The sequence below is a fragment of the Streptomyces sp. NPDC060049 genome (assembly GCF_042736715.1).
In the GTDB taxonomy this organism is placed as follows: domain Bacteria; phylum Actinomycetota; class Actinomycetes; order Streptomycetales; family Streptomycetaceae; genus Streptomyces.
In genome coordinates this window covers 1-20,967 of record NZ_JBHWVV010000034.1, presented here as the reverse complement: position 1 = coordinate 20,967, position 20,967 = coordinate 1, and the positions used below count along the sequence as shown (strand labels likewise).

The following is a 20,967-nucleotide window of genomic DNA, read 5'->3' as shown; positions in this document are numbered from 1 at the left end:
GTCTCCCTCCTGGGAGACGCGGCCGCCGCCGTTTCGCACGGGATGGTGTGGGCCGCGCGGGGTGACTCGATCGGATTTTCGCCGTCTCAGCGGATTCCCCGAGTCGAATATCGGGGCATTCCCCTGCAAACTGACCCCGTCGGGATCTTCCCGGCTCCTGTGGGGAGGAGGTACGGGAGTGCGCGCGAGGCGTAGCCGAGCGGTATCGCTGCTGGTCACCTCAGTGGTCCTGACCGGACTCCTGGTCCCGGGAGCCGTCGCGCAGCCGGGGGACGACGCCGGACCCGCGCCGGGCCCGGAGGCCGTGGCCCCCGCCGTCGTCGACCTCGACCGGATCCCCGTAGAGCCGCCCGTACCCGCGCCGCCCGTGGCCCGTGACCTCTTCGGCGCCGACTGCGACACCCGGATCGAGGGTTCGCAAGTGATCGCGTACTGCCACAACAGCTATCCGCAGACCGATCTGGTCCGCCTGCACGTGGAGTGCGACCGCTGGTGGGACGTGGACGGGGACGGTGCCGCCGTGGCCGTCGGCCCGGCCGGCCGGGCCGAGCTCACCAGCCGCTGCTGGAAGGAAGTCCGCTCCGCGTGGGTCAGCCACCAGCGGCAGTGACGGGATCCGGCTCCCCGCCCAGGCACGCGAACGGATAGCCGGCCGCCTCCGAGGCCGCCGCGTCCGCGTCACCGCGCCGGATCGCCTCGACCAGCCGGGCGTGGTCCAGGTGGGACGCCGGATCGAGCTCGGTGCCCACGTCGGTGCGCAGCCAGTCGGCCACCAGGTCCCCGAGGTCCGCGTACAGCTCGATGAGGACGTCGTTGTGCGAGGCCGCCACCACCGCCATGTGCAGGGCCACGTCCGCCGCGACGAAGACCTCCGCGTCCCCGCCGGCCCAGGCCTCCTCGCGCCGCCCCAGCAGCGCGTCCAGTTGTACGAGGTCCCGCTCGCTGCGCCGCTCCGCCGCCAGGCGGGCCGCCGAGGACTCCAGCGTCGAGCGCAGCTCCGCGATGTGCCGGGGGTCGGCGCCGGCGAAGCGGCGGTGCATCACACCGGCCAGCTCGCTGGTGGCGATCACGTACGTCCCCGAGCCCTGGCGGATGTCGAGGAGCCCGTTGTGCGCGAGGGCGCGGACCGCCTCCCGCACGGTGTTGCGGGCGACTCCGAGCAGCTCCACGAGCTCCGGCTCGGTGGGGATGCGGGACCCGACGGACCACTCGCCGGTGGTGATCTGGTTCCTGAGCTGGGCGATCACCTGGTCGACGAGCGCGGATCGCCGGGGCGAGGTCAGCGGCATGCGGTCGGGAGTCCTCTCGGGGAAGGGCAGGGCCGCGGGCCACGGGTGTGACGGCGGATGCGGCCGACGATACGGCCGCCGGGTGGACAACCAATCATCCCATGATTCTATGATGGATGAATGTCCGACGAAGAAATCCAGACCCTGAACCGGCCCCAGGCCGCGCGCACGGCACCTCCGCAGCCCCTTCCCGCCCCCGCGGCTCCGCAGCCGGGGTGGCTCGGACCCGTGCTCCTCGTCGGCATCGTGCTGGCCGCCCTCAACCTGCGGCCCGCCATCACCAGCCTCGGCGCCCTCTTCGAGGAGACCCGTACGGGCCTCGGCATGAGCGGCACCGTCGCAGGGCTCATCACCTCCGTGCCCGCCCTCTGCTTCGCCGTCTTCGGCGTCACCGCGCCCCGGCTCTCCCGCCGCTTCGGGCCGGCCGCCGTCGTCTGCGCCGGCATGGCCGCGGTCGCCGCGGGCCTGCTGATCCGGCCCTTCGCGAACGGCGCCGCCGGGTTCCTCGCCGCCAGCGCCCTGACCCTGGCCGGCATAGCCCTGACCAACGTGCTCCTCCCGGTCATCGTCAAGCGCTGGTTCCCCGACCGGGTGGGCACCATGACCGGCCTCTACTCCATGGCCCTGGCGGCCGGCACCTCGCTCGCCGCCGCCGCCACCGTCCCGATGACCGGAGCCCTCGGCGGCAGCTGGCGCACCGGCCTGCTGATGTGGGCCTTCCTCGCCGTGGCGGCCGTACTGCCCTGGCTGGCGATCGCCGCCGCCGCCCGCAGGGAGAAGGCGGCGGCCGCCGCCGGGTCCGGGAGCCCGGCCGCCCGCGCCGACCGCGGCCCGCGCGTCGTCCGCAGCCGCACGGCGTGGGCCCTGGCCTGCTACTTCGGCCTCCAGGCCACCGGCGCCTACATCACCATGGGCTGGCTCCCGCAGATCTTCCGCGACGCCGGGGTCTCCGCCGCCGCCTCCGGCCTCCTGCTCGCCGTCACCATGGTCATGGGCGTCCCCCTCGCGTTCGTCATCCCCCGCCTCGCCGGCCGGATGCGCAACCAGGGACCCATCGCCGTCGTCCTCGGCCTCTTCGGCCTCGCCGGCTACCTCGGCCTCTTCTTCGCCCCGGCCGCCGGAGCCTGGGTCTGGGTCGTGCTGCTCGGCGTCTCCAACTGCGCCTTCCCGCTCGTCATCACGATGATCGGACTGCGCGCCAGGACCCCGGGCGGGGTCGTCAGGCTGTCCGCCTTCGCCCAGAGCACCGGCTACCTCATCTCCATCCCCGGACCGCTCCTCATCGGCGCCCTCTACCAGCACAGCGGCGGCTGGGACCTGCCGCTGGCCCTCATGGCCGCACTGCTCGTCCCTCAGATCGCGCTGGGCCTGCTGGCGGGCCGGGACCGCACGATCGAGGACGAATGCGGCATGCGAGACTGAACGGCATGTCGCCCGTACTCGAACCGAACCCCCAGAACGGCCACAAGAAGCTCGGCATCGTGCTGGGCGTGATGTTCCTCTTGACCGTCGTCATCTCCGTCATCGCGACCATCGCCTCCCCGTAACGGCCGCCGCGAGCCCCGATGGTGGGGTTATCCCCCCGACCCCTAGGGGGTCAGGCTCAGGGAGAAGTGGGGTGCGTCCCCGATGGGAACCGCCGGCTCGAATCCTTAGATTCGAAGAACAACAGCGAGCCCGTCCCACGCGCACCCCATGGAGGCGGCCATGTCGGCCCCCACGCAACTCCCCGCTCCGCGAGCCACCGGAGCCGACGCCCGCCTCCACTGGTGGGCCCTCGCCCTGCCCGCCCTCGGATTCGGCCTCATGCTGCTCCTCCTCGCCGGATCCGCCGAGGCCCACGCCGCCTCCGGCGAGGGCTCCGCGCTCGTCCAGGTCACCGAACAGCTGCTGCGCGCCGTCGGCTGACACCAGGAGCCGGGAGCGCACGGACGCCGCCGCGCGCCCCTCACCAGCGGTCGAACCCCTCAACACCCTGCGCCCCGTGGCCCGATCCGTGCGAAGCTGGGAGCCATGAGCGCCGACACACCCCGCAGGATCGTCCTCCTCCGGCACGCCAAGGCCGAATGGTCGGACGGCCCAGACCACGAGCGCCCGCTGGCGGAGCGCGGCCGTCACGACGCCCCGGCAGCCGGCATGAAGCTGGCCCAGACCGGCATCACCTTCGACCTGGCCCTCTGTTCCAGTGCGGTCCGCACCCGCGAGACCTGGAAGCTGGTGGTCCAGGAGCTGCCGCACCGGCCGAAGACCTCCTATGAGGAACGGCTCTACGACGCTTCGCTGGGCGAGCTCATCGCCTTGGTCAACGAGACCGCCGAAGACGTCGGGAACCTGCTGGTCATCGGCCACAACCCCGGCATGCACGCCCTCGCCGACGCACTGGCCGGGAGCGCCGAGGGGGACACCCTGTCGCGGATGAACCGCGGCGGCTTCCCGACCTCCGCCCTCGCCGTCGTCTCCTTCACCGGCTCGTGGAAGTCCGTCGAGCACGGCGTCGGCACCCTGCTGGACTACTGGACCCCGCGCGGCTGACGAGCGCCGCACCCACGACGCGGCGGGCCCCGGCACGTCACCGTGCCGGGGCCCTTTCTCGTTCGCGACGGGGAAGTGCCGCCCGACGGCCTACGCCAGGTCGGCGGCCTCGACCTCTTCCCGGGTGATCCCCAGCAGGTACAGCACGGCGTCCAGGAACGGCACGTTCACGGCGGTGTCCGCGGCCTGGCGGACCACCGGCTTGGCGCAGAAGGCCACGCCCAGCCCGGCCGCGTTCAGCATGTCCAGGTCATTGGCCCCATCGCCGATGGCCACCGTCTGGGACAGCGGAACACCGGCCTCCGCGGCGAAGCGGCGCAGCAGCCGGGCCTTGCCCGCCCGGTCCACGATCTCGCCGACGACCTTGCCGGTCAGCTTGCCGTCGACGATCTCCAGGGTGTTGGCAGAGGCGAAGTCCAGCCCGAGCTGTTCCCGCAGGTCGTCCGTCACCTGCGTGAACCCGCCGGAGACCACGCCCACCTGGTAGCCGAGGCGCTTGAGGGTGCGGATCAAGGTCCGGGCGCCGGGGGTGAGGCGCACCTCGGAGCGGACCTTGTCGACGACGGAGGCGTCCAACCCCGCCAGCAGCGCGACCCGGGCGTGCAGCGACTGCTCGAAGTCCAGCTCGCCGCGCATGGCCCGCTCGGTCACCTCGGCGACCTCGGCCTCGCAGCCCGCGTGAGCGGCGAAGAGCTCGATGACCTCGTCCTGGATCAGGGTCGAGTCCACGTCCATGACGACCAGGCGCTGGGCCCGCCGGTGCAGCCCGGCCGAGACCACGGCCACGTCGACGCCGATGTGCGCGGCGGCGGTGGCCAGGGCCGTGCGCAGCGGCTCGGTCTCGGCGCCGGAGACGGCGAACTCCACGGCCGTGACCGGATACTTCGCGAGCCGGAAGATGCGGTCGATGTTGCCGCCGGTCGCGGTGATCCGCGCGGCGACGGCAGCCGTGGACTCGGCGGTGAGCGGGTGCCCGAGCACGGTGACGTGCGAGCGCCCGCTGCCGCGCGGCCGGTTGTCACCGGTGCCGGAGAGGATCTCGGCCTGCAGCTTGAGCGACTCGGCCCAGCTGTGGACGGTGGCCCGCAGCTCGCCCTCGGCGCCGCCGGCGGGATGGGTGACGAGGGCGCACAGGACGATGCGCCCCCGGGTGACGACCTGCTCGATGTCGACGACGTCGACGGAGTAGGCCGCGAGGGTGTCGAACAGCCCGGCGGTGATCCCGGGACGGTCCTTGCCGAAGATCTTGACGAGGAGGGTGGGGACGTCGGAGGTCTGCGAAGCGCTCATGGTGCCTTCACCGTATCTCCCCTGCCTTCGCGCAAGGACCCCCGTCCCACCTGCCGGAACCGTTTCGCTCCGGCGGGGCGCCCGGGGCCGCCCGCCCCACGGGGCCACCCGGACCGCTCCGGCGCGCGCCGGAGCGCCGGGGGCGCGGTCGGGAAGTCCCGAATCGGACGCTCCGGGCGCTTTCGACCCCCTCGCCGGGGGCGCCGCGGACGCCGGCGAGTGGCCCGGATTCCCCTTGTGGCCGCGCGCCTGAAATAGTTCCCCCGGATGTTCGCCATCCCTAGACTCCCTGACGTCATGGGGGATTCTCGGGGGACTTAAGTGGGGCTGGAGTGCCGGAACTCGTACTGGAATTGAATGGAAGGACCTGGACGCTCGATCCGTCCAGGTCGTACTCGCTGGGGCGCGACCCCCAGGGGGAAGTGGTGATCGATGACGCCCGGGTGTCGTGGCGGCACGCCACCATCGCCTGGAACGGGCGGGGTTGGGGAATCGAGGACCACGGAAGCACCAACGGCACGTATGTGCACGGGTCGAGGGTCCAGCAGGCGGAGCTCGTGCCCGGCACGCCGGTGTACCTGGGCAACGCCACCGACGGCCCGCGGCTGAACCTGGTCGGCGCTGCCGCCCCGGCACCGCAGCCGGCCGTGGCCCAGCAGGCGCAGGCGTACGCCCAGCCGCAGGGTCAGCCGCAACACCAGCCGCAGCACCAGCCGCAGCCGTCCTGGGAGCACCAGGCGCCGCAGCAGCCGCAGCACGTACCGCACCAGCAGGCACCGCAGGCGCCGCAGGCCCAGCCGTTCCCGCACCAGCAGGGCGGCGGCGCCACCCCGGGCTACGGCGACCACCGCAGCCCGACGACGTTCCACCAGCTCGCGCTGGGCCACGTCATCCGGATCGGCCGTGCGCTGGAGAACGAGCTGGTGGTCTCCGACCTCCAGGTCTCGCGCAACCACGCCGAGTTCCGCTCGATGCCGGGCGAACGCTTCGAGATCCGCGACCTCGGCAGCCACAACGGCACCTACGTCAACGGCCAGCCGCTGGCGAAGTCCGGCACCGCGCTGCTCGGCCCGAACGACATCGTCGGCGTCGGCCACTCGACCTTCCGGATCGTCGGTGACCGGCTCGAGGAGTTCGTCGACACCGGCGACGTCTCGTTCTCGGCCCGCCACCTCACGGTCACGGTCGACGGCGGTAAGCAGATCCTCAAGGACGTCACCTTCGGCGTCCCGGAGAAGTCGCTGATCGGCGTCATCGGCCCGTCCGGCTCCGGCAAGTCGACGCTGCTCAAGGCGCTGACCGGCTACCGGCCGGCCAACCAGGGCGACGTCCTCTACGACAACCGCAACCTGTACAAGCAGTTCGCGGAGCTCCGCCAGCGCATCGGCCTGGTCCCGCAGGACGACATCCTGCACAAGGAACTGAAGGTCAGCACCGCCCTCAAGTACGCGGCCAAGCTCCGCTTCCCGGGCGACACCGCCGAGTCCGAGCGCGCCGCACGCATCAACGAGGTGCTGCGCGAGCTCAAGCTCGACATCCACAAGGACAAGAAGATCACCTCGCTCTCGGGTGGTCAGCGCAAGCGCGTCTCCGTGGCCCTGGAGCTGCTGACCAAGCCCTCGCTGATCTTCCTGGACGAGCCGACCTCCGGCCTCGACCCGGGCATGGACCGCGACGTCATGCAGCTGCTGCGCGGCCTCGCCGACGACGGCCGCACGGTCCTCGTCGTCACCCACTCGGTCGCCGAGCTGGCCATCTGCGACAAGCTGCTGGTCATGGCCCCGGGTGGTTCGGTCGCGTACTTCGGCCCGCCGGACGAGGCGCTGAACTTCTTCGGCTACACCACCTGGGCCGACGTGTTCTCCGCCTTCGAGAGCTACCGCGACTACGACTGGGCCGGCCGCTGGAAGGGCTCCCAGCACTACCAGCTGTACGCGGCCGACATCGACGCGGTCGCCCCGCAGTCGGTGCAGCCCCCCCTGCAGCAGACCCGTCCGCCGAAGCCGCAGGGCTGGGGCTCCCAGCTCTGGACCCTGATGCGCCGCTACGTGTCGGTCATCGCGTCCGACAAGGGCTTCATCGGACTGATGCTGATCCTGCCGGCGGTCCTGGGCGTGGTCTCCACGGTCATCCCCGCGAAGTTCGGGCTCGCGCCGCCCGTGGCGCCGTCCCGCTTCAACGGCGACGCCGGCACGATCATGCTGATCCTCGCGGTCGGCATGTGCTTCTCGGGGGCCGCGAACTCGGTCCGTGAGCTGATCAAGGAACGCGTCATCTACGAGCGCGAGCGCGCGACCGGCCTGTCCCGGTCCGCGTACCTCGTGTCGAAGGTGATCGTCCTCGGCGTCATCACGGCGGTCCAGGGCGTGATCATCTGCGGGATCGGCTTCTACCCGCGCGACCTGCCCACCGAGGGCCTGCTGATGCCGCCGGCCGTGGAGATCTGCCTGTCGGTCATCGCGCTCGGCTTCACCTCGATGATGTTCGGCCTCGTGATCTCCTCGCTGGTGAAGACCGCCGAGAAGACCATGCCCCTGCTGGTCATGTTCGCGATCGTCCAGGTCGTCTTCACCGGCATCCTCTTCCAGGTGTACGACTCCCCGGGCCTGGAGCAGTTCGCCTGGCTCATGCCGTCCCGCTGGGCGATCGCCGCCGCCGGCACCACGCTGAACCTCGGCGTGCTCATGCCGCCGTGGGACGCGGACAACCCGACCAACACCGACCCGCTCTGGGACGCCACGGTCGGGCAGTGGAGCCTGAACATCACCATCCTGCTGCTCATCGGCGTCGCGTGCGGCTTCGCCGTGCAGCGGCTGCTGCGCCGCCACGAGCCCGAGGTCATGCGCGCGGGCAAGTAAGGGCCGCGGCCCAGACCCCGTACGCACGAAGGCTCGAACAGCACGAACGCCTCAGGGCGGCCCCCGGAACACCGGGGGCCGCCCTGAGGCGCATGGGGGGACTTGCCGCGTCAATGGCCTAGTAGGCGCTGTTGACGTTGTCCATCGAGCCGTAGCGGTCGGCCGCGTAGTTGCAGGCCGCGACGATGTTGGCGACCGGGTCGTACTGGTCGAACTTGGTGCCCTTGACGTGGTACGTCTTGAAGGTCGGGGCGATGACCTGGAGCAGACCCTTGCTGGGGATGCCGTTCTGGGCGTTGATGTCCCAGTTGTTGATCGCCTTCGGGTTGCCGCTGGACTCACGCATGATGTTGCGGTGGATTCCGGCGTACGTGCCCGGAATGCCCTCCTTCTTCATGATGGAGAGGGCTTCCTTGATCCAGCCGTCCAGGTTGTTCGCGAAGACCGGGGTGCGGGCGGCGGAACGGCTGGCGGCCGCCTTCTTCTCGCGCTCCTTCTTCGCGTCCGCCTCGGCCTTGGCCTTGGCGGCGTCCTTCGCGGTCTTGGCCTGCTTGGAGGCGACGACCTGCTGAGCCGTGAGGTGGCCCTGCACGACCTTCGACTGCGCTCCGTTGACGACCTTGGTCCAGGCCACGGGAGCAGCGGCCACGGCCGTCTCGGCCTCGGCGGCACCGGCCGGGACGAGGGAGAAGGCGAGGGCGGCGGCGCCCAGGGTGGCGACACCGGCGAAGGAGAGCTTGTGTGCCTTCGTCAGACGAAGCTTGTGGCCGGGGGTGCTGGTCTCGGTCATTGCGTAGCAACCTCTTCGAATAGCGGGAGCCGCAGGAAAGCGCCGCTCGGATCCGGGATCCGCGGCGCTGTGCGACGGGAGCAATTCTTAGCGGTGGCAAAAACGCCTGGCAAAGGTGTGACGTACGAAGCCGCTTAGTGGATCACGGCCGGGCGCCGAGCCCGAGATTCCGGGCTCGGCGCTAGGCGTAGCAGCGCTGATGGGCTCTTTATTCGTCCACTAGGCGCCTTCGTAAGTGATGTGCGTCCTATGCGCGGGCTCACATCGGGCTTACGGCAATCTCACCTAGAGTTGCGTCAGCAATTCAATGTGTAAGCGTCCTCATCCTTGAGTACTAGATGCAGGTCCCCGAACTCGTGCCAAAGGCAGAGACGGGCCGCCGCCTCGGCGTAACCGCGGCGCACGGCCTCGCCGCCGGCGACCGCCTCCAAGCATCAGCAGGTGCGGGCCTGCGGCTCGTGCGGCCCGGTCGGAGCCCGTCCACCACCCGCACCCCGCGTTCCGGCGTCACGACCAGGCCGGTCCAGCCCGCGGCGGCCCGCACCACCCCGTCTCCGTCGGCGGCCGACGCCAGCGCCCGCACCGCCGTCGTCCCGACGGCGATCACCCGCCGGCCCGCCGCCTTCGCGGCGTTCACCAGCCGGGCCGTCGTCGCGGGCACCTCGTAGGGCTCGGGGTACGGCGGCTCGTGCGCCTCCTGCGAGGCCACCCCCGTGTGCAGGACCAGCGGCGCGAACCGCACCCCCGGCGCACCAGCTCCGCGACCAGCTCCGCCGTGAAGGGCCGGCCCGCGCTCGGAATCTCCGCCGACCCCGCGCCGTCGGCGCCCGGCAGCGCGAAAACCGGCTGGTGCGCCGACAGCGGCTGCCCCGCTCCGTGTAGCCGTAGCGGATCGGCCGCCCGTACGCGTGCAGCAGCGCCGGCACGTCCTCCCGTGACGTCCTCGCCCACCACGGCCACGGCTGCCCCGCTCCGAGTAGCCGTAGCCGTAGCGGATCGGCCGCCCGTACGCGTGCAGCAGCGCCGGCACGCCCCCCGTGACGTCCTCGCCCACCACGGCCGCTCCGCCCCGGCGGCGAGCGGCGCCTCCAGTACGAGGCGCTCCCCGCCCGGCAGCTCCACGACGGCCCCGGCGGGGCCCCCGGGCCGGGGCCGGGCCCCCCGCGCGGCCCGGTCCCGATCCCGCAGCTCCACCGCCCAGCGGCCGTCCGGGCCCCGGGTGGAGAAGTGCGCGACGATCCGCTCCCCGCCGAGGCGGGCGCCCACGGCGGCGGGCAGCGTCGCCGAGGTGTTCACCACCAGGACGTCCCCCGCCCGCAGCGTCCCCGGCAGCTCCCGGAAGGCGTGTAGCTACACCTCCGGAGCGTCCCCGGGAGACCAGTAGCCGCACGGAGTCCCGGCCTAGCACCGGCCCGCGCTGCTCGGCCGGCAACGAGCCACAAAACCCGGCGGAATGTCCGTTATATACAGCCCCTCCTCCCGACCCCCCACCCCTCCCGGCCGCCCTCCTCCCGACCCCCCACCCCTCCCGGCCGCCCTCCTCCCGACCCCCCACCCCTCCCGGTCGCCCTCCTCCCGACCCCCCACCCCCCGGTCGCCCCCCTCCTCCCGGCCGACCACCCCCCGGTCGACCGCCCCCTCCCCGCCGGCCGCCGGGGGTCCCCGCCGGCCGCCGGGCCGGCCGCTGCGTTCACTGCGGGGCGTGCACCGGCCGCCCTGTTCCCGCGCCCTCACCTTCGGTACCGACCGGCAGAGCCCCCAGCCTGGGAACCCGCCCGCCGCGCCGCCTCGGCCACAGGGCGCACCATGCGACGTCCCTTCGACCTGGGCCGTCTCTTTTGGGGTCTTGCCGGGCCGCCGCGTCCGGCACCGCACCTGGCCGCGTTGTCGCGGCGCCCGAGTGCTCCAGGACACGGGCGCCCCTCCGCCTTGCCATGCACGGCACCAGACGCCGCGGGCTCGGCCGACAAAATCCGAAAGCGACGACCTAGTGCTGTGGCCGGGAAGGTGTGCCGGGTCGCGGTGTTCGGTGCGGTGCAGCGCAAGGCGGAGGGCCACGGCTCGTACTGGACGTACCGCCGTGGCCCGACAACGCGGCGAGGTGCCGTGCCGGGCGGCGCGACCCGGTGGACCTTCCCGGTCACAGCACTAGGCCCGACCGCGCCGCGGCCTACGTCCCGCGGCCGATCCCGCGGATCAGCGCCGCGAGTACGGTGAGGCCATGCATCCCGGACAACGCGGACCCAGCAGCGGCCTGGCCGCCGTGAGCACCGCGCTGCTCGCCATGAGCCGCCGGCTGGAGGTCCGTGACGTACTGCGCACGATCGTCGCCTCGGCCCGCGAGCTGCTCGACGCCGAGTACGCGGCCCTGGGCGTCCCCGACGATCACGGAGGCTTCGCCCAGTTCGTCGTGGACGGCATCAGCGAGGAGCGGTGGCGGGCGATCGGCCCGCTGCCCCGCCAGCACGGCATCCTCGCCGCGATGCTCCACCAGGACGGCCCCGAGCGGCTGGCCGACGTACGCGAGGACCCGCGCTTCGAGGGCTGGCCCGCCGCCCACCCCGACATGTCCGACTTCCTCGGGCTGCCCATCCGGGACGGCGAGGAGACCCTCGGCGCCCTCTTCCTCGCCAACAAGCGCGGCCCGCGGGGCTTCACCGACGAGGACGAGGACCTGCTCTCCCTCCTCGCCCAGCACGCGGCGATCGCCCTCACCAACGCCCGCCTCTACGAGCGCAGCCGCGAACTGACCATCGCCGAGGAGCGTTCCCGCCTCGCCCACGAACTGCACGACGCGGTCAGCCAGAAGCTCTTCTCGCTGCGCCTGACCGCCCAGGCCGCCGCGGCCCTCGTCGACCGCGACCCGGCCCGCGCCAAGGACGAGCTCCACCAGGTCGCCGCCCTCGCGGCCGAGGCCGCCGACGAACTGCGCGCCGCCGTGACCGAGCTGCGCCCGGCCGCCCTGGACGAGGACGGCCTGGTGGCCACCCTGCGCAATCAGGTCCGCGTCCTGGACCGTGCCCACGCGGCGCACGTCACCTTCACCTGCGACGGCGTACGGGCCCTGCCGGCGGCCCAGGAGGAAGCGGTCCTGCGCGTCGCCCAGGAGGCCCTCCACAACGCCCTGCGCCACTCGGGCGGCGACCGGATCGAGGTCACGCTGGGCCGCCGGGAGGCCGGGGGAGCGGTGCTCCGGGTGAGCGACGACGGGTCGGGCTTCTCCCCTCCCACCGTCCGCCGGGCCGGCCGCCACCTCGGCCTGGTCTCCATGAAGGACCGGGCGGCCGGCGTCGGAGGCCGCCTCACCGTGCACTCGGAGCCCGCAGCGGGCACCACGATCGAACTGGAGGTCCCCGGTGGCTGAGAGCCCGGGCCTGCCCGGCCGCATCAGGATCCTGCTCGTCGACGACCACCAGGTGGTCCGGCGGGGCCTGCGCACCTTCCTGGAGGTCCAGGACGACATCGAGGTGGTCGGCGAGGCCGCCGACGGGGACGAGGGCATCGCCCGCGCCGAGGAACTGCGGCCCGACGTGATCCTGATGGACGTGAAGATGCCGGGCACGGACGGCATCGAGGCCCTGCGCAGGCTGCGGGGGCTGGAGAATGCGGCTCGGGTGCTGATCGTCACCAGTTTCACCGAGCAGCGCACGGTGGTCCCCGCCCTGCGCGCGGGCGCCGCCGGCTACGTCCACAAGGACATCGACCCCGACGCCCTAGCCGCCGCCATCCGCTCGGTCCACGCGGGCCACGTCCTGCTCCAGCCGGAGGTCGCGGCGGCCCTGCTCGCCGAGGAGGGACACGGCCCCGCTTCAGCTGGACGCGGCGGCAACCTGACGGACCGCGAGCGCGAGGTGCTGCGGCACATAGCGGACGGCCGGTCCAACCGCGAGATCGCCCGCGTGCTGGTGCTGTCGGAGAAGACGGTCAAGACGCACGTCTCGAACATCCTGATGAAGCTGGACGTCGCCGACCGCACGCAGGCGGCGCTGTGGGCGGTCAGACACGGCATCACGGAGTGATTCACACCGTCGGGTGTACGTACCCCACATGGCGTATCCCGTTCGTCTGATGAACGTTCTTCATGACGTGCCGCAGCGGCCGGCCGCGGCAGACGTATGGAGGACGAGAACGTGAAGAACTTCAAGAAGGCCACCGCCGTCACCATGATCGCGGGTGGCCTCCTGGCCGCCGGCGCGGGTGTCTCGTCGGCGCACGGCGGTGCGTCGGCGGAGGGCGAGGCCCTGAACTCGCCCGGCGTGGCCTCGGGGAACCAGCTCCAGCTCCCCGTCCACGTCCCGGTGAACGTCGTGGGCAACTCGGTCAACGTGATCGGCCTGCTGAACGCCGCCTGGGGCAACACCGGCGCGAACGCCTGACGCACTGCCCCGCGGGCTCCTGCCCGCCGGGCCGAACGGCCCCACACTTCGACCCCGCTTCCCCCCTCTCCCCGGGAAGCGGGGCCGTCGCCCGCCCCAGAACCAATCCACCCCCACGGACCCCACGCAGGCGCCAAGGCTCACGCCGGCGCCAATCCAGCCCCGCCGGCGTTTGAGGCGCGGGGTCTGGGGCGGCGCCCCAGAAGCCCCGGCGCAGCCGCCCCGCACCCGAGCTCCGCCCACCCCCGAGCCGAGCCGGTAGCCGAGCCCAACCCAGCCGGTCGGAGCCGGTCGGACCCGGGACGGTCCGAGCGGAGTCCAGCCGGTCGGAGCCGATCGGAGCCGGTCGGATCCGGAGCCGGTCCGGTCCGAGCCGGTCCGGTCCGAGCCGGTCCGGTCCGAGCCGGTCCGAGCCGACCCCCACCCCGCACCCCCCCCGCGGCCAGCGGCTAGCGGAGCCGCTCCTCCACCGCCGAGTTGTACGCCGCGACCAGCGCCCGCCGCGCAACCCGCTCCACGGGCCGCAAGGCCTCCGCCCGCGCCGCCATCTCGGAGGCGGCCACCGCCGCCCCGTGCCCCCGCTCGTACGCCAGCGACACCATCAGGTCCACCCGCTGCGCCAGCGCCAGCACCCGTACCGCCCGCGGCGGATACCCCGGCGCCAGCGCGTCCCGGCCGGCTTCCGTCCGCGCCCGGTACGCGGACAGTGCCGCGTCCGCGACCGGTCCCGACCCCGCCACGTCCAGCCGGGTCAGCACCACCGCGGCCTCGCGCAGCGCCTCCGCGAGTTCCCGTTCGGCCTCGCCGAGCGACGGCACGTCCGCCGGCACCGCCTCCCGTACCGGCAGGCAGTGCCAGGTCACCGACACGTGCACGTCACCCGCGGGCCCGGCCTCCTGGACCTCCGGCACCAGCCCCAGCGCCGCGCCCACCGCCACGACCGCCTCCTCGGCGTCGAGCGCCCGCGCGTTGAACTCCGGCGGCCCGCTCAGCCCCAGGGGATGCCCCGGCGCCGGCAGCGCGACCCGCATCCCGCTCGCGCCCAGGGACCGGAGCCGCCCCAGCGCGAGCGTGAGCCCCACCGGTCCCGATTCCCCCGGCAGCCCCTCCACCCGGTGTACGGCGTCCTCGCCCACGATCGACGAAACGGCCTCGTCGGGCGAGACGAGACCGGCCAGCAGAGCGTTCCCCCAGGCGGCCAGCCGCCCTGAACGTGGTTCGAAAAGCATCCCCCCACTTTACGGATCGGCCCTCCGGCCCGGGCCCGCGCCCGGAGCCCTCCCGCAGTGGCGTAGGTTTTCCCCTGGGGCTGCGCCTTCCGGTGCACAGACGAACCGAGACTGCAAGGGGAGACAACACGCTCATGAGCGATGTTCTGGAGCTGGTGGACGTATCCGTGGTCCGCGAGGGCCGGGCTCTGGTGGACCAGGTCTCCTGGTCGGTCAAGGAGGGGGAGCGCTGGGTGATCCTCGGCCCCAACGGCGCCGGGAAGACCACCCTGCTCAACGTCGCCTCCAGCTACCTCTTCCCCACCAAGGGCTCCGCCACCATCCTCGGCAGCACCCTCGGCAAGGTGGACGTCTTCGAGCTGCGCCCCCGCATCGGCATCGCCGGCATCGCGATGGCCGACAAGCTCCCGAAGCGCCAGACCGTCCTGCAGACCGTGCTCACCGCCGCGTACGGCATGACGGCCACTTGGCAGGAGGAGTACGAGGACGTCGACGAGCAGCGCGCCCGCGCCTTCCTCGACCGCCTCGGCATGACGGACTACCTCGACCGGAAGTTCGGCACGCTCTCCGAGGGCGAGCGCAAGCGCACCCTGATCGCCCGCGCCCTGATGACCGACCCCGAACTGCTGCTCCTCGACGAGCCGGCCGCGGGTCTGGACCTCGGCGGCCGCGAGGACCTCGTACGACGCCTCGGCCGCCTCGCCCGCGACCCCCTCGCGCCCTCCATGGTCATGGTCACGCACCACGTCGAGGAGATCGCCCCCGGTTTCACCCACGTCCTGATGATCCGTCAGGGCAAGGTCGTCGCCGCCGGCCCCATCGACCTCGAACTGACCTCCCGCAACCTCTCGCTCTGCTTCGGGCTGCCGCTCGTCGTCGAGCGCAACGAGAGCGAGCGCTGGACCGCCCAGGGCCTGCCCCTGCGCTGAGCGGGAACTCCCGCACCCTGTCCGGACCGTGCTGCCCGACCTACCATGACCATGTGGACATCGACGCGTGGCTCTGGTGGCTCATCGGCGCGGTCGGACTGGGCATCCCCCTCGTCCTGACCGCGATGCCCGAGTTCGGCATGTTCGCCGTCGGCGCGGTGGCGGCCTCGATCACGGCGGCCCTCGGCGGGGGAGTGGTCGCCCAAGTGCTGGTCTTCGTGGTCGTCTCGGTCGCGCTCCTCGCCGTCGTCCGGCCGATCGCCAACCGCCACCGCGACCAGAGGCCCCAGCACCGCAGCGGAATCGACGCGTTGAAGGGCCGCAGCGCCGTCGTCCTGGAGCGGGTGGACGCCGGCGGCGGCGGCCGGATCAAGCTCGCCGGCGAAATCTGGTCGGCCCGCGCCCTCGACGCGGACAGCAGTTTCGAACCGGGCGAGTCCGTCGACGTGGTGGAGATCGACGGAGCGACCGCGGTCGTCATGTGAGCAAGCAGCCGACCAGCGGCCCCGGGGTCTGCGAGACTCCGCTGAACGGGGCAGCACAGACAGCCGGAAGGGCACGGGGAACCGCATGCAACCGATCATCATCGTTCTGATCATTCTGGTGGTTCTGGTCTTCATCGCACTGGTCAAGACGATCCAGGTGATCCCACAGGCCAGCGCCGCCATCGTCGAGCGGTTCGGCCGCTACACCCGCACCCTCAACGCGGGCCTGAACATCGTCGTTCCCTTCATAGATTCGATCCGCAACAGGATCGACCTCCGCGAACAGGTCGTCCCCTTCCCGCCGCAGCCGGTCATCACCCAGGACAACCTGGTCGTCAACATCGACACGGTCATCTACTACCAGGTGACCGACGCCCGCGCCGCGACGTACGAAGTGGCCAGCTACATCCAGGCCATTGAGCAGCTCACCGTCACCACGCTCCGCAACATCATCGGCGGCATGGACCTGGAGCGGACCCTGACCTCCCGCGAGGAGATCAACGCGGCCCTGCGCGGAGTCCTCGACGAGGCCACCGGCAAGTGGGGCATCCGAGTCAACCGCGTGGAGCTCAAGGCCATCGAGCCGCCGACCTCCATCCAGGACTCGATGGAGAAGCAGATGCGCGCCGACCGCGACAAGCGCGCCGCGATCCTCCAGGCCGAAGGTGTCCGCCAGTCCGAGATCCTGCGCGCCGAGGGTGAGAAGCAGTCGTCCATCCTGCGCGCCGAGGGTGACGCCAAGGCCGCGGCCCTGCGCGCCGAGGGCGAGGCGCAGGCCATCCGCACGGTCTTCGAGTCCATCCACGCAGGCGACGCCGACCAGAAGCTGCTCGCCTACCAGTACCTCCAGATGCTCCCGAAGCTCGCCGAGGGAGACGCCAACAAGCTCTGGATCGTCCCGAGCGAGATCGGCGACGCCCTCAAGGGTCTCTCCGGCGCGATGGGCAACTTCGGTCCCATGGGCCCCGGTTCGGGCTTCAACCCGGGCGGCTCCGGCAAGGACGGCGTCGCCGCGGCCGACAAGGCCGCCACGGAGCGCCGCGAACAGCCCCCCATCGACTGAACGGTCCGGCCCTGCTGCATGATCAGTGAGGCCCCTCGACCTTCACGGCGGGGAGGCGACTCACTCACGCAAAGGGGACGGCCTTGCCCTCCTTCTCGATGTCCCTCTGGGAAGCGCTCGCGGTCCTCGCCGCGGGCGTCGGCGCCGGAACGATCAACACCATCGTCGGATCCGGCACCCTGATCACCTTCCCGGTGCTGCTGGCCACCGGCCTGTCACCGGTCACAGCCAACGTCTCCAACACCCTGGGCCTCGTGCCCGGTTCGCTCAGCGGAGCCTTCGGCTACCGCAAGGAGCTCCGCGGCCAGCGCGCCCGCGTCCTGCGGCTCGGCGCCGTCTCGCTGGTCGGCGGACTCGCGGGCGCCGTCCTGCTCCTCGTCCTGCCGTCGGACTCCTTCGACACGATCGTGCCCGTCCTCATCGGCCTGGCCCTCGTCCTCGTCGTCTTCCAGCCCCGCCTCGCCGCGGCCCTGCGCAAGCGCCAGGAGGCGGCCGGCGGCGATACGGGCCACCCCGACGGAGGACCGGTCCTCCTCTGCGGAATGCTGCTCTCCAGCGCGTACGGAGGCTACTTCGGCGCCGCCCAGGGCGTGCTCTACCTCGGCCTCATGGGCCTGCTGCTCCGCGACGACCTCCAGCGGATCAACGCGGTGAAGAACGTCCTCGCCGCCTTGGTGAACGGCATCGCGGCGGTCTTCTTCCTCTTCGTCGCCGAGTTCGACTGGACGGCGGTCCTGCTCATCGCCGTCGGCTCCACCATCGGCGGCCAGCTCGGCGCCAAGGTCGGCCGCCGCCTGCCGCCCACCGCCCTGCGCGCGGTCATCGTGACCGTCGGGATCATCGCGATCGTCCAACTACTGCTCCGCTGAGCGACGTAGCGAACGTACGCCGCCCAGCCCAGCCGTCCAGCCCACAGGACGAGCAGTCCTACGCGATCACGCGCAGCCCTACGCGGAACGCTCCAGCCACTCCGGCAACGCCTCCCGCCCGCCCACCCCCAGAGCGAGCAGCATGGCGTCCGCCGGGGACGGCACGAACGGCTTGCGCAGCAGGGGCATCCCGGCCTCTTCCGGGGTCCGCGCCGCCTTGCGGTGGTTGTCCTCGGAACAGGAGGCCACCGTGTTCAGCCACGTGTCGCCACCGCCCTGGGCCCGCGGCAGTACGTGGTCCACGGTCGTCGCGCGTTTCCCGCAGTACGCGCACCGGTGCTGGTCCCGGATCAACACCCCCCTCCGTGACCAGGGAGCATGTCTTCGGAAGGGCACCCGGACGTACCTGCAGAGTCTGATCACCCGCGGCATCGGAAGTTCCACGGTGGCCGCGCGCACACGGAGCTCGGGATGCGACTGTTCGACCACGGCCTTGTCCTGGAGCACCAGGACCACCGCCCGGTTCAGGGTCACCGTCGACAGCGGCTCGAAGCTCGCGTTCAGCACCAGCGTGTCCCGCATCTCGCCCACCTCCCGTGTGCAGGCCCGCGACCACACTGGCGGCAGGGCCCGCAACCACTCTGGCCGCGCGCGCCACGCGGGACAACGCAATAAAAATGCCCGGTCCTGGCCGTCTTTAGACCAGGACCGGGCAAACGCTCGGAGAACGAAAGGCGCGGTGATCAGCCGGCGGGAGCCTCGTACTCACCGATCAGCTGCGCCCGCCCCACGGTGTGGAAGCGCAGATTGAAGCCGACGACGGCCGGCGAGACGTCCGCACCGGGACCCAGCTTCTCCGTGTCCACCGCGTAGACGGTGAACACGTACCGGTGCCGCTCCCCGGCGGGCGGAGCCGCCCCGCCGAAGTCCTTGGTGCCGTAGTCGTTCCTCACGTGCACGGCCCCGGCGGGCAGGCCCTCGAACTTCCCACCGCCCGCACCGGCCGGCAGCTCGGTGACCGAGACGGGCAGGTCGAAGAGCACCCAGTGCCAGAACCCGCTGCCCGTCGGGGCGTCCGGGTCGAAGCACGTCACGGCGAAGCTCTTCGTCCCCTCGGGGAACCCCTCCCACCGCAGCTGCGGCGAGCGGTTCCCACCCGACTTCACCTGGGCGTCCCCCAGCTCGGCCCCGGGTTCGAGGTCCGCGCTGGTCACGCTGAACGCGTGCACCGGGGGATGGAAATCGTGGGGGAGCGGCGCCCTGTTCTGCTCGGCCACTGCTGAACCTCCTGCTGGATCGTGTCGTCGCCTACGGCTACCGGAGCGAGCCTAGGACCGCTCAGAGCCAGTTGCGCTGCGAACCCACCGAGGAGATCCACTGGTTCAGGTAGGCCGCCCAGTCGGTCGCCTGGTAGGACTGCAGCCCCACCTGGAAGCAGCGGTAGGTGTCGCTGCCCTCGCTGAACAGGCCCGGCTTCTTGTCCATCTCCAGGACGACGTCCATCTCGCGGCCGTCGGAGACGAAGGTCAGCTCGACCTGGTTCAGACCCCGGTACTGCGACGGCGGAAGGAACTCGATCTCCTGGTAGAAGGGCAGTGTCTGCCGCGTCCCGCGGATGTGCCCGCGCTCCATGTCCGCGCTGCGGAAGGAGAAGCCCAGCGACGTGAAGGCGTCGAGGATCGCCTGCTGCGCCGGTACCGGGTGCACGTTGATCGCGTCGAGATCGCCGGCGTCCACCGCGCGAGCGATCTCCAGCTCCGTGCTGACCCCGATGTTCATCCCGTGCATGTGGCGTCCCCCGAAGTGGGTGATCGGCGTCTCCCACGGGATCTCCAGCCCGAACGGGACCACGTGCAGCGCACCGGCCTGCACCTCGAAGGCGCCGCCCAGACGCTGCTTGGTGAAGACGACGTCCTGCTTGTACTCCTGGTCGCCGCCCTCCACCTCCACCCGCGCCTGGAGCCCGACGGACAGCCCCTCGATCTGCTGCTCCACGGATCCGCCCTGGATCCGCACCTCGCCCTGGACGATCCCGCCCGGCACGACGTTCGGCTCGGTGATGACCGTGTCGACCGACGCACCACCGGCACCCAGGCTCGCGAACAGCTTCCTGAACCCCATGCTCTGACTCCCCTTGAAGACGTGCTTGAAGACTTGCGTGAAGACGCGTGCGACTACGCGCAGGACTACCCCTACAAACGCGGAACCTTAGGCGCCGGTTGCAGGAGTGCGCAGTCCACTACCCTCGACCGGATGAGCGCGCGCCCCGACCGTACGCCCCTGCCCCGGTCCTTCTTCGACCGCCCGGTCCTCACCGTGGCACCGGACCTCCTGGGCCGCACCCTGGTCCGCCGCACTCCGGACGGCTCCATCGAACTGCGCATCACGGAGGTAGAGGCGTACGAGGGAGAAGCGGACCCGGGCTCCCACGCCTACCGCGGCCGGACGGCGCGCAACGCGTCGATGTTCGGTCCGCCCGGACACGCGTACGTCTATTTCATCTACGGCATGTGGTTCAGCCTGAACCTGGTCTGCGGCCCGGCGGACCACGCGAGCGGTGTCCTGCTGCGGGCCGGGGAGATCACAGCCGGCGCCGATCTGGCCCGCGAACGCCGACCGTCCGCCAGAGGAGACCGAGAACTGGCCAGGGGTCCGGCTCGGCTGGCCACGGCTCTGGACGTGGACCGCACCCTGGACGGCGTGGACCTGTGCGCGGGCCCCGGCTCCCCCTTGTCCCTCCTGTCCGGAACCCCCACTCCGCCGGCCCTCGTGGCCAACGGCCCCCGCACAGGAGTGGGCGGCGCCGGCGCCGCCCACCCGTACCGCTACTGGATCAGCCACGACCCGACAGTGAGCCCGTACCGCGCCCACGCGCCACGCCGCCGCTCAACTTGACTCGGGGTGGGCGGACGCCTAATGTAGTCCGAGCCACTTGAACGGGGCACTGCTATCGGCAGACCCCCAGAGCGGCCAACCCACACCTACGACGCATCCCTGGCGGGGTCCTATTCGGCATGCCCGAATTCGATTCCAAGTGGCCGATTATGAGCCGCAAGGGATAAGCGCTAATGTGGGGGAGTGCCGAAAGGCAAAGACCTCCAACGGTCACCGAATTCAAATCCAAGTCGGAAACGACAACGGAAATGGTCTGGTAGAGTTGGAAACGAAGGAAGCGCCCGGAGGGCCCGGAAACGGGAACAAAGGAAGCGTCCGTTCCTTGAGAACTCAACAGCGTGCCAAAAATCAACGCCAGAAGT

General features: G+C 71.6%; 21 protein-coding genes and 1 pseudogene. 14 read left to right on the top strand and 8 right to left on the bottom strand.

Annotation, left to right across the window (positions count from 1 at the left end; translation table 11 throughout):
* The first annotated feature begins 178 nt into the window (after positions 1–178).
* Positions 179–610 (top strand): hypothetical protein, encoded by a 432-nt coding sequence (locus tag ACFWBY_RS36490; RefSeq protein ID WP_385343665.1) that lies wholly within the window; start codon positions 179–181, stop codon positions 608–610.
* On the opposite strand, the gene ACFWBY_RS36485 is transcribed toward ACFWBY_RS36490, so the two are convergent.
* Positions 591–1,289 carry a FadR/GntR family transcriptional regulator gene (locus ACFWBY_RS36485; RefSeq protein WP_385343668.1) on the bottom strand — a complete coding sequence of 233 codons (699 nt, stop codon included), beginning with the start codon at positions 1,287–1,289 and terminating at the stop codon, positions 591–593. The two genes, ACFWBY_RS36490 and ACFWBY_RS36485, sit on opposite strands and share 20 nt — an antisense overlap.
* A 120-nt stretch (positions 1,290–1,409) precedes the next feature.
* Between ACFWBY_RS36485 and ACFWBY_RS36480 the strand changes: the two genes are divergently transcribed.
* From ACFWBY_RS36480 to ACFWBY_RS36465, 4 genes are all read left to right on the top strand, one after another.
* Positions 1,410–2,711 (top strand): CynX/NimT family MFS transporter, encoded by a 1,302-nt coding sequence (locus ACFWBY_RS36480; protein WP_385343671.1) that lies wholly within the window; start codon positions 1,410–1,412, stop codon positions 2,709–2,711.
* A 5-nt stretch (positions 2,712–2,716) separates the two neighbouring features.
* Positions 2,717–2,836 (top strand): SGM_5486 family transporter-associated protein, encoded by a 120-nt coding sequence (locus ACFWBY_RS36475; protein ID WP_385343674.1) that lies wholly within the window; start codon positions 2,717–2,719, stop codon positions 2,834–2,836.
* Between the two features lie 160 nt (positions 2,837–2,996).
* Positions 2,997–3,197: a hypothetical protein gene (locus tag ACFWBY_RS36470; RefSeq protein WP_385343677.1), complete on the top strand. Its 201-nt coding sequence runs from the start codon at positions 2,997–2,999 to the stop codon at positions 3,195–3,197.
* Between the two features lie 105 nt (positions 3,198–3,302).
* Positions 3,303–3,821 carry a SixA phosphatase family protein gene (locus ACFWBY_RS36465; protein WP_385343680.1) on the top strand — a complete coding sequence of 173 codons (519 nt, stop codon included), beginning with the start codon at positions 3,303–3,305 and terminating at the stop codon, positions 3,819–3,821.
* Positions 3,822–3,911: 90 nt separating this feature from the next.
* Here the strand turns inward: ACFWBY_RS36465 and serB are convergent, their stop codons facing one another.
* Entirely contained in the window at positions 3,912–5,111 is a 1,200-nt protein-coding gene (serB, locus tag ACFWBY_RS36460; RefSeq protein ID WP_385343682.1) for a phosphoserine phosphatase SerB, read from the bottom strand.
* A gap of 332 nt (positions 5,112–5,443) precedes the next feature.
* Between serB and ACFWBY_RS36455 the strand changes: the two genes are divergently transcribed.
* Positions 5,444–7,969 carry an FHA domain-containing protein gene (locus tag ACFWBY_RS36455; RefSeq protein WP_385343685.1) on the top strand — a complete coding sequence of 842 codons (2,526 nt, stop codon included), beginning with the start codon at positions 5,444–5,446 and terminating at the stop codon, positions 7,967–7,969.
* 118 nt (positions 7,970–8,087) lie between these two features.
* Here the strand turns inward: ACFWBY_RS36455 and ACFWBY_RS36450 are convergent, their stop codons facing one another.
* Positions 8,088–8,759 carry a transglycosylase SLT domain-containing protein gene (locus ACFWBY_RS36450; RefSeq protein ID WP_385343688.1) on the bottom strand — a complete coding sequence of 224 codons (672 nt, stop codon included), beginning with the start codon at positions 8,757–8,759 and terminating at the stop codon, positions 8,088–8,090.
* Positions 8,760–9,055: 296 nt separating this feature from the next.
* Positions 9,056–10,191: pseudogene (locus ACFWBY_RS36445) on the bottom strand (S-adenosylmethionine:tRNA ribosyltransferase-isomerase).
* Between the two features lie 789 nt (positions 10,192–10,980).
* Between ACFWBY_RS36445 and ACFWBY_RS36440 the strand changes: the two are divergent.
* From ACFWBY_RS36440 to ACFWBY_RS36430, 3 genes are all read left to right on the top strand, one after another.
* Positions 10,981–12,123, top strand: coding sequence for a GAF domain-containing sensor histidine kinase (locus ACFWBY_RS36440; RefSeq protein WP_385343691.1), 1,143 nt, complete (start codon positions 10,981–10,983; stop codon positions 12,121–12,123).
* Positions 12,116–12,778 (top strand): response regulator, encoded by a 663-nt coding sequence (locus ACFWBY_RS36435; protein ID WP_385343694.1) that lies wholly within the window; start codon positions 12,116–12,118, stop codon positions 12,776–12,778. Before ACFWBY_RS36440 ends, ACFWBY_RS36435 begins: the two co-directional genes overlap by 8 nt.
* Before the next feature lie 111 nt (positions 12,779–12,889).
* On the top strand, positions 12,890–13,135 hold the full coding sequence (locus ACFWBY_RS36430; protein ID WP_385343697.1) for a chaplin: 246 nt from the start codon (positions 12,890–12,892) through the stop codon (positions 13,133–13,135).
* A 449-nt stretch (positions 13,136–13,584) separates the two neighbouring features.
* Here ACFWBY_RS36430 and ACFWBY_RS36425 read toward each other — a convergent pair whose 3' ends face one another.
* A complete protein-coding gene (locus ACFWBY_RS36425) occupies positions 13,585–14,364 on the bottom strand; it encodes a hypothetical protein (RefSeq protein ID WP_385343700.1) in 780 nt (259 codons plus the stop codon).
* Between the two features lie 134 nt (positions 14,365–14,498).
* Here ACFWBY_RS36425 and ACFWBY_RS36420 point away from each other — a divergent pair, with 134 nt between their 5' ends.
* The 4 genes from ACFWBY_RS36420 (at position 14,499) to ACFWBY_RS36405 (ending at position 17,710) form a co-directional block, all read left to right on the top strand.
* A complete protein-coding gene (locus ACFWBY_RS36420; protein WP_385343702.1) occupies positions 14,499–15,293 on the top strand; it encodes an ABC transporter ATP-binding protein in 795 nt (264 codons plus the stop codon).
* 53 nt (positions 15,294–15,346) lie between these two features.
* Positions 15,347–15,778 (top strand): NfeD family protein, encoded by a 432-nt coding sequence (locus ACFWBY_RS36415; RefSeq protein ID WP_385343705.1) that lies wholly within the window; start codon positions 15,347–15,349, stop codon positions 15,776–15,778.
* A gap of 85 nt (positions 15,779–15,863) precedes the next feature.
* The gene (locus ACFWBY_RS36410) at positions 15,864–16,841 is read left to right on the top strand and encodes an SPFH domain-containing protein (RefSeq protein WP_385343708.1); all 978 of its coding nucleotides are present in this window, start codon (positions 15,864–15,866) and stop codon (positions 16,839–16,841) included.
* A 98-nt stretch (positions 16,842–16,939) separates the two neighbouring features.
* Positions 16,940–17,710 carry a sulfite exporter TauE/SafE family protein gene (locus ACFWBY_RS36405; protein ID WP_385343721.1) on the top strand — a complete coding sequence of 257 codons (771 nt, stop codon included), beginning with the start codon at positions 16,940–16,942 and terminating at the stop codon, positions 17,708–17,710.
* A 78-nt stretch (positions 17,711–17,788) separates the two neighbouring features.
* On the opposite strand, the gene ACFWBY_RS36400 is transcribed toward ACFWBY_RS36405, so the two are convergent.
* From ACFWBY_RS36400 to ACFWBY_RS36390, 3 genes are all read right to left on the bottom strand, one after another.
* The gene (locus ACFWBY_RS36400) at positions 17,789–18,292 is read right to left on the bottom strand and encodes an HNH endonuclease (protein ID WP_385343711.1); all 504 of its coding nucleotides are present in this window, start codon (positions 18,290–18,292) and stop codon (positions 17,789–17,791) included.
* A gap of 161 nt (positions 18,293–18,453) precedes the next feature.
* Positions 18,454–18,987, bottom strand: coding sequence for a YbhB/YbcL family Raf kinase inhibitor-like protein (locus tag ACFWBY_RS36395; protein ID WP_385343713.1), 534 nt, complete (start codon positions 18,985–18,987; stop codon positions 18,454–18,456).
* 61 nt (positions 18,988–19,048) lie between these two features.
* Positions 19,049–19,831 carry a sporulation protein gene (locus tag ACFWBY_RS36390; protein ID WP_385343715.1) on the bottom strand — a complete coding sequence of 261 codons (783 nt, stop codon included), beginning with the start codon at positions 19,829–19,831 and terminating at the stop codon, positions 19,049–19,051.
* A 132-nt stretch (positions 19,832–19,963) separates the two neighbouring features.
* Between ACFWBY_RS36390 and ACFWBY_RS36385 the strand changes: the two genes are divergently transcribed.
* Positions 19,964–20,605, top strand: coding sequence for a DNA-3-methyladenine glycosylase (locus tag ACFWBY_RS36385; protein ID WP_385343718.1), 642 nt, complete (start codon positions 19,964–19,966; stop codon positions 20,603–20,605).
* Positions 20,606–20,967 lie beyond the last annotated feature (362 nt).

Excerpts from the sequence above, each read along its gene's own strand:
- ACFWBY_RS36485 (WP_385343668.1), bottom strand. The coding sequence starts at position 1,289 with ATGCCGCTGACCTCGCCCCGGCGATCCGCGCTCGTCGACCAGGTGATC.
- ACFWBY_RS36480 (WP_385343671.1), top strand. The coding sequence starts at position 1,410 with ATGTCCGACGAAGAAATCCAGACCCTGAACCGGCCCCAGGCCGCGCGC.
- ACFWBY_RS36475 (WP_385343674.1), top strand. The coding sequence starts at position 2,717 with ATGTCGCCCGTACTCGAACCGAACCCCCAGAACGGCCACAAGAAGCTC.
- ACFWBY_RS36470 (WP_385343677.1), top strand. The coding sequence starts at position 2,997 with ATGTCGGCCCCCACGCAACTCCCCGCTCCGCGAGCCACCGGAGCCGAC.
- ACFWBY_RS36465 (WP_385343680.1), top strand. The coding sequence starts at position 3,303 with ATGAGCGCCGACACACCCCGCAGGATCGTCCTCCTCCGGCACGCCAAG.
- serB (WP_385343682.1), bottom strand. The coding sequence starts at position 5,111 with ATGAGCGCTTCGCAGACCTCCGACGTCCCCACCCTCCTCGTCAAGATC.
- ACFWBY_RS36450 (WP_385343688.1), bottom strand. The coding sequence starts at position 8,759 with ATGACCGAGACCAGCACCCCCGGCCACAAGCTTCGTCTGACGAAGGCA.
- ACFWBY_RS36440 (WP_385343691.1), top strand. The coding sequence starts at position 10,981 with ATGCATCCCGGACAACGCGGACCCAGCAGCGGCCTGGCCGCCGTGAGC.
- ACFWBY_RS36425 (WP_385343700.1), bottom strand. The coding sequence starts at position 14,364 with ATGCTTTTCGAACCACGTTCAGGGCGGCTGGCCGCCTGGGGGAACGCT.
- ACFWBY_RS36420 (WP_385343702.1), top strand. The coding sequence starts at position 14,499 with ATGAGCGATGTTCTGGAGCTGGTGGACGTATCCGTGGTCCGCGAGGGC.
- ACFWBY_RS36410 (WP_385343708.1), top strand. The coding sequence starts at position 15,864 with ATGCAACCGATCATCATCGTTCTGATCATTCTGGTGGTTCTGGTCTTC.
- ACFWBY_RS36405 (WP_385343721.1), top strand. The coding sequence starts at position 16,940 with ATGTCCCTCTGGGAAGCGCTCGCGGTCCTCGCCGCGGGCGTCGGCGCC.
- ACFWBY_RS36400 (WP_385343711.1), bottom strand. The coding sequence starts at position 18,292 with ATGCGGGACACGCTGGTGCTGAACGCGAGCTTCGAGCCGCTGTCGACG.
- ACFWBY_RS36390 (WP_385343715.1), bottom strand. The coding sequence starts at position 19,831 with ATGGGGTTCAGGAAGCTGTTCGCGAGCCTGGGTGCCGGTGGTGCGTCG.
- ACFWBY_RS36385 (WP_385343718.1), top strand. The coding sequence starts at position 19,964 with ATGAGCGCGCGCCCCGACCGTACGCCCCTGCCCCGGTCCTTCTTCGAC.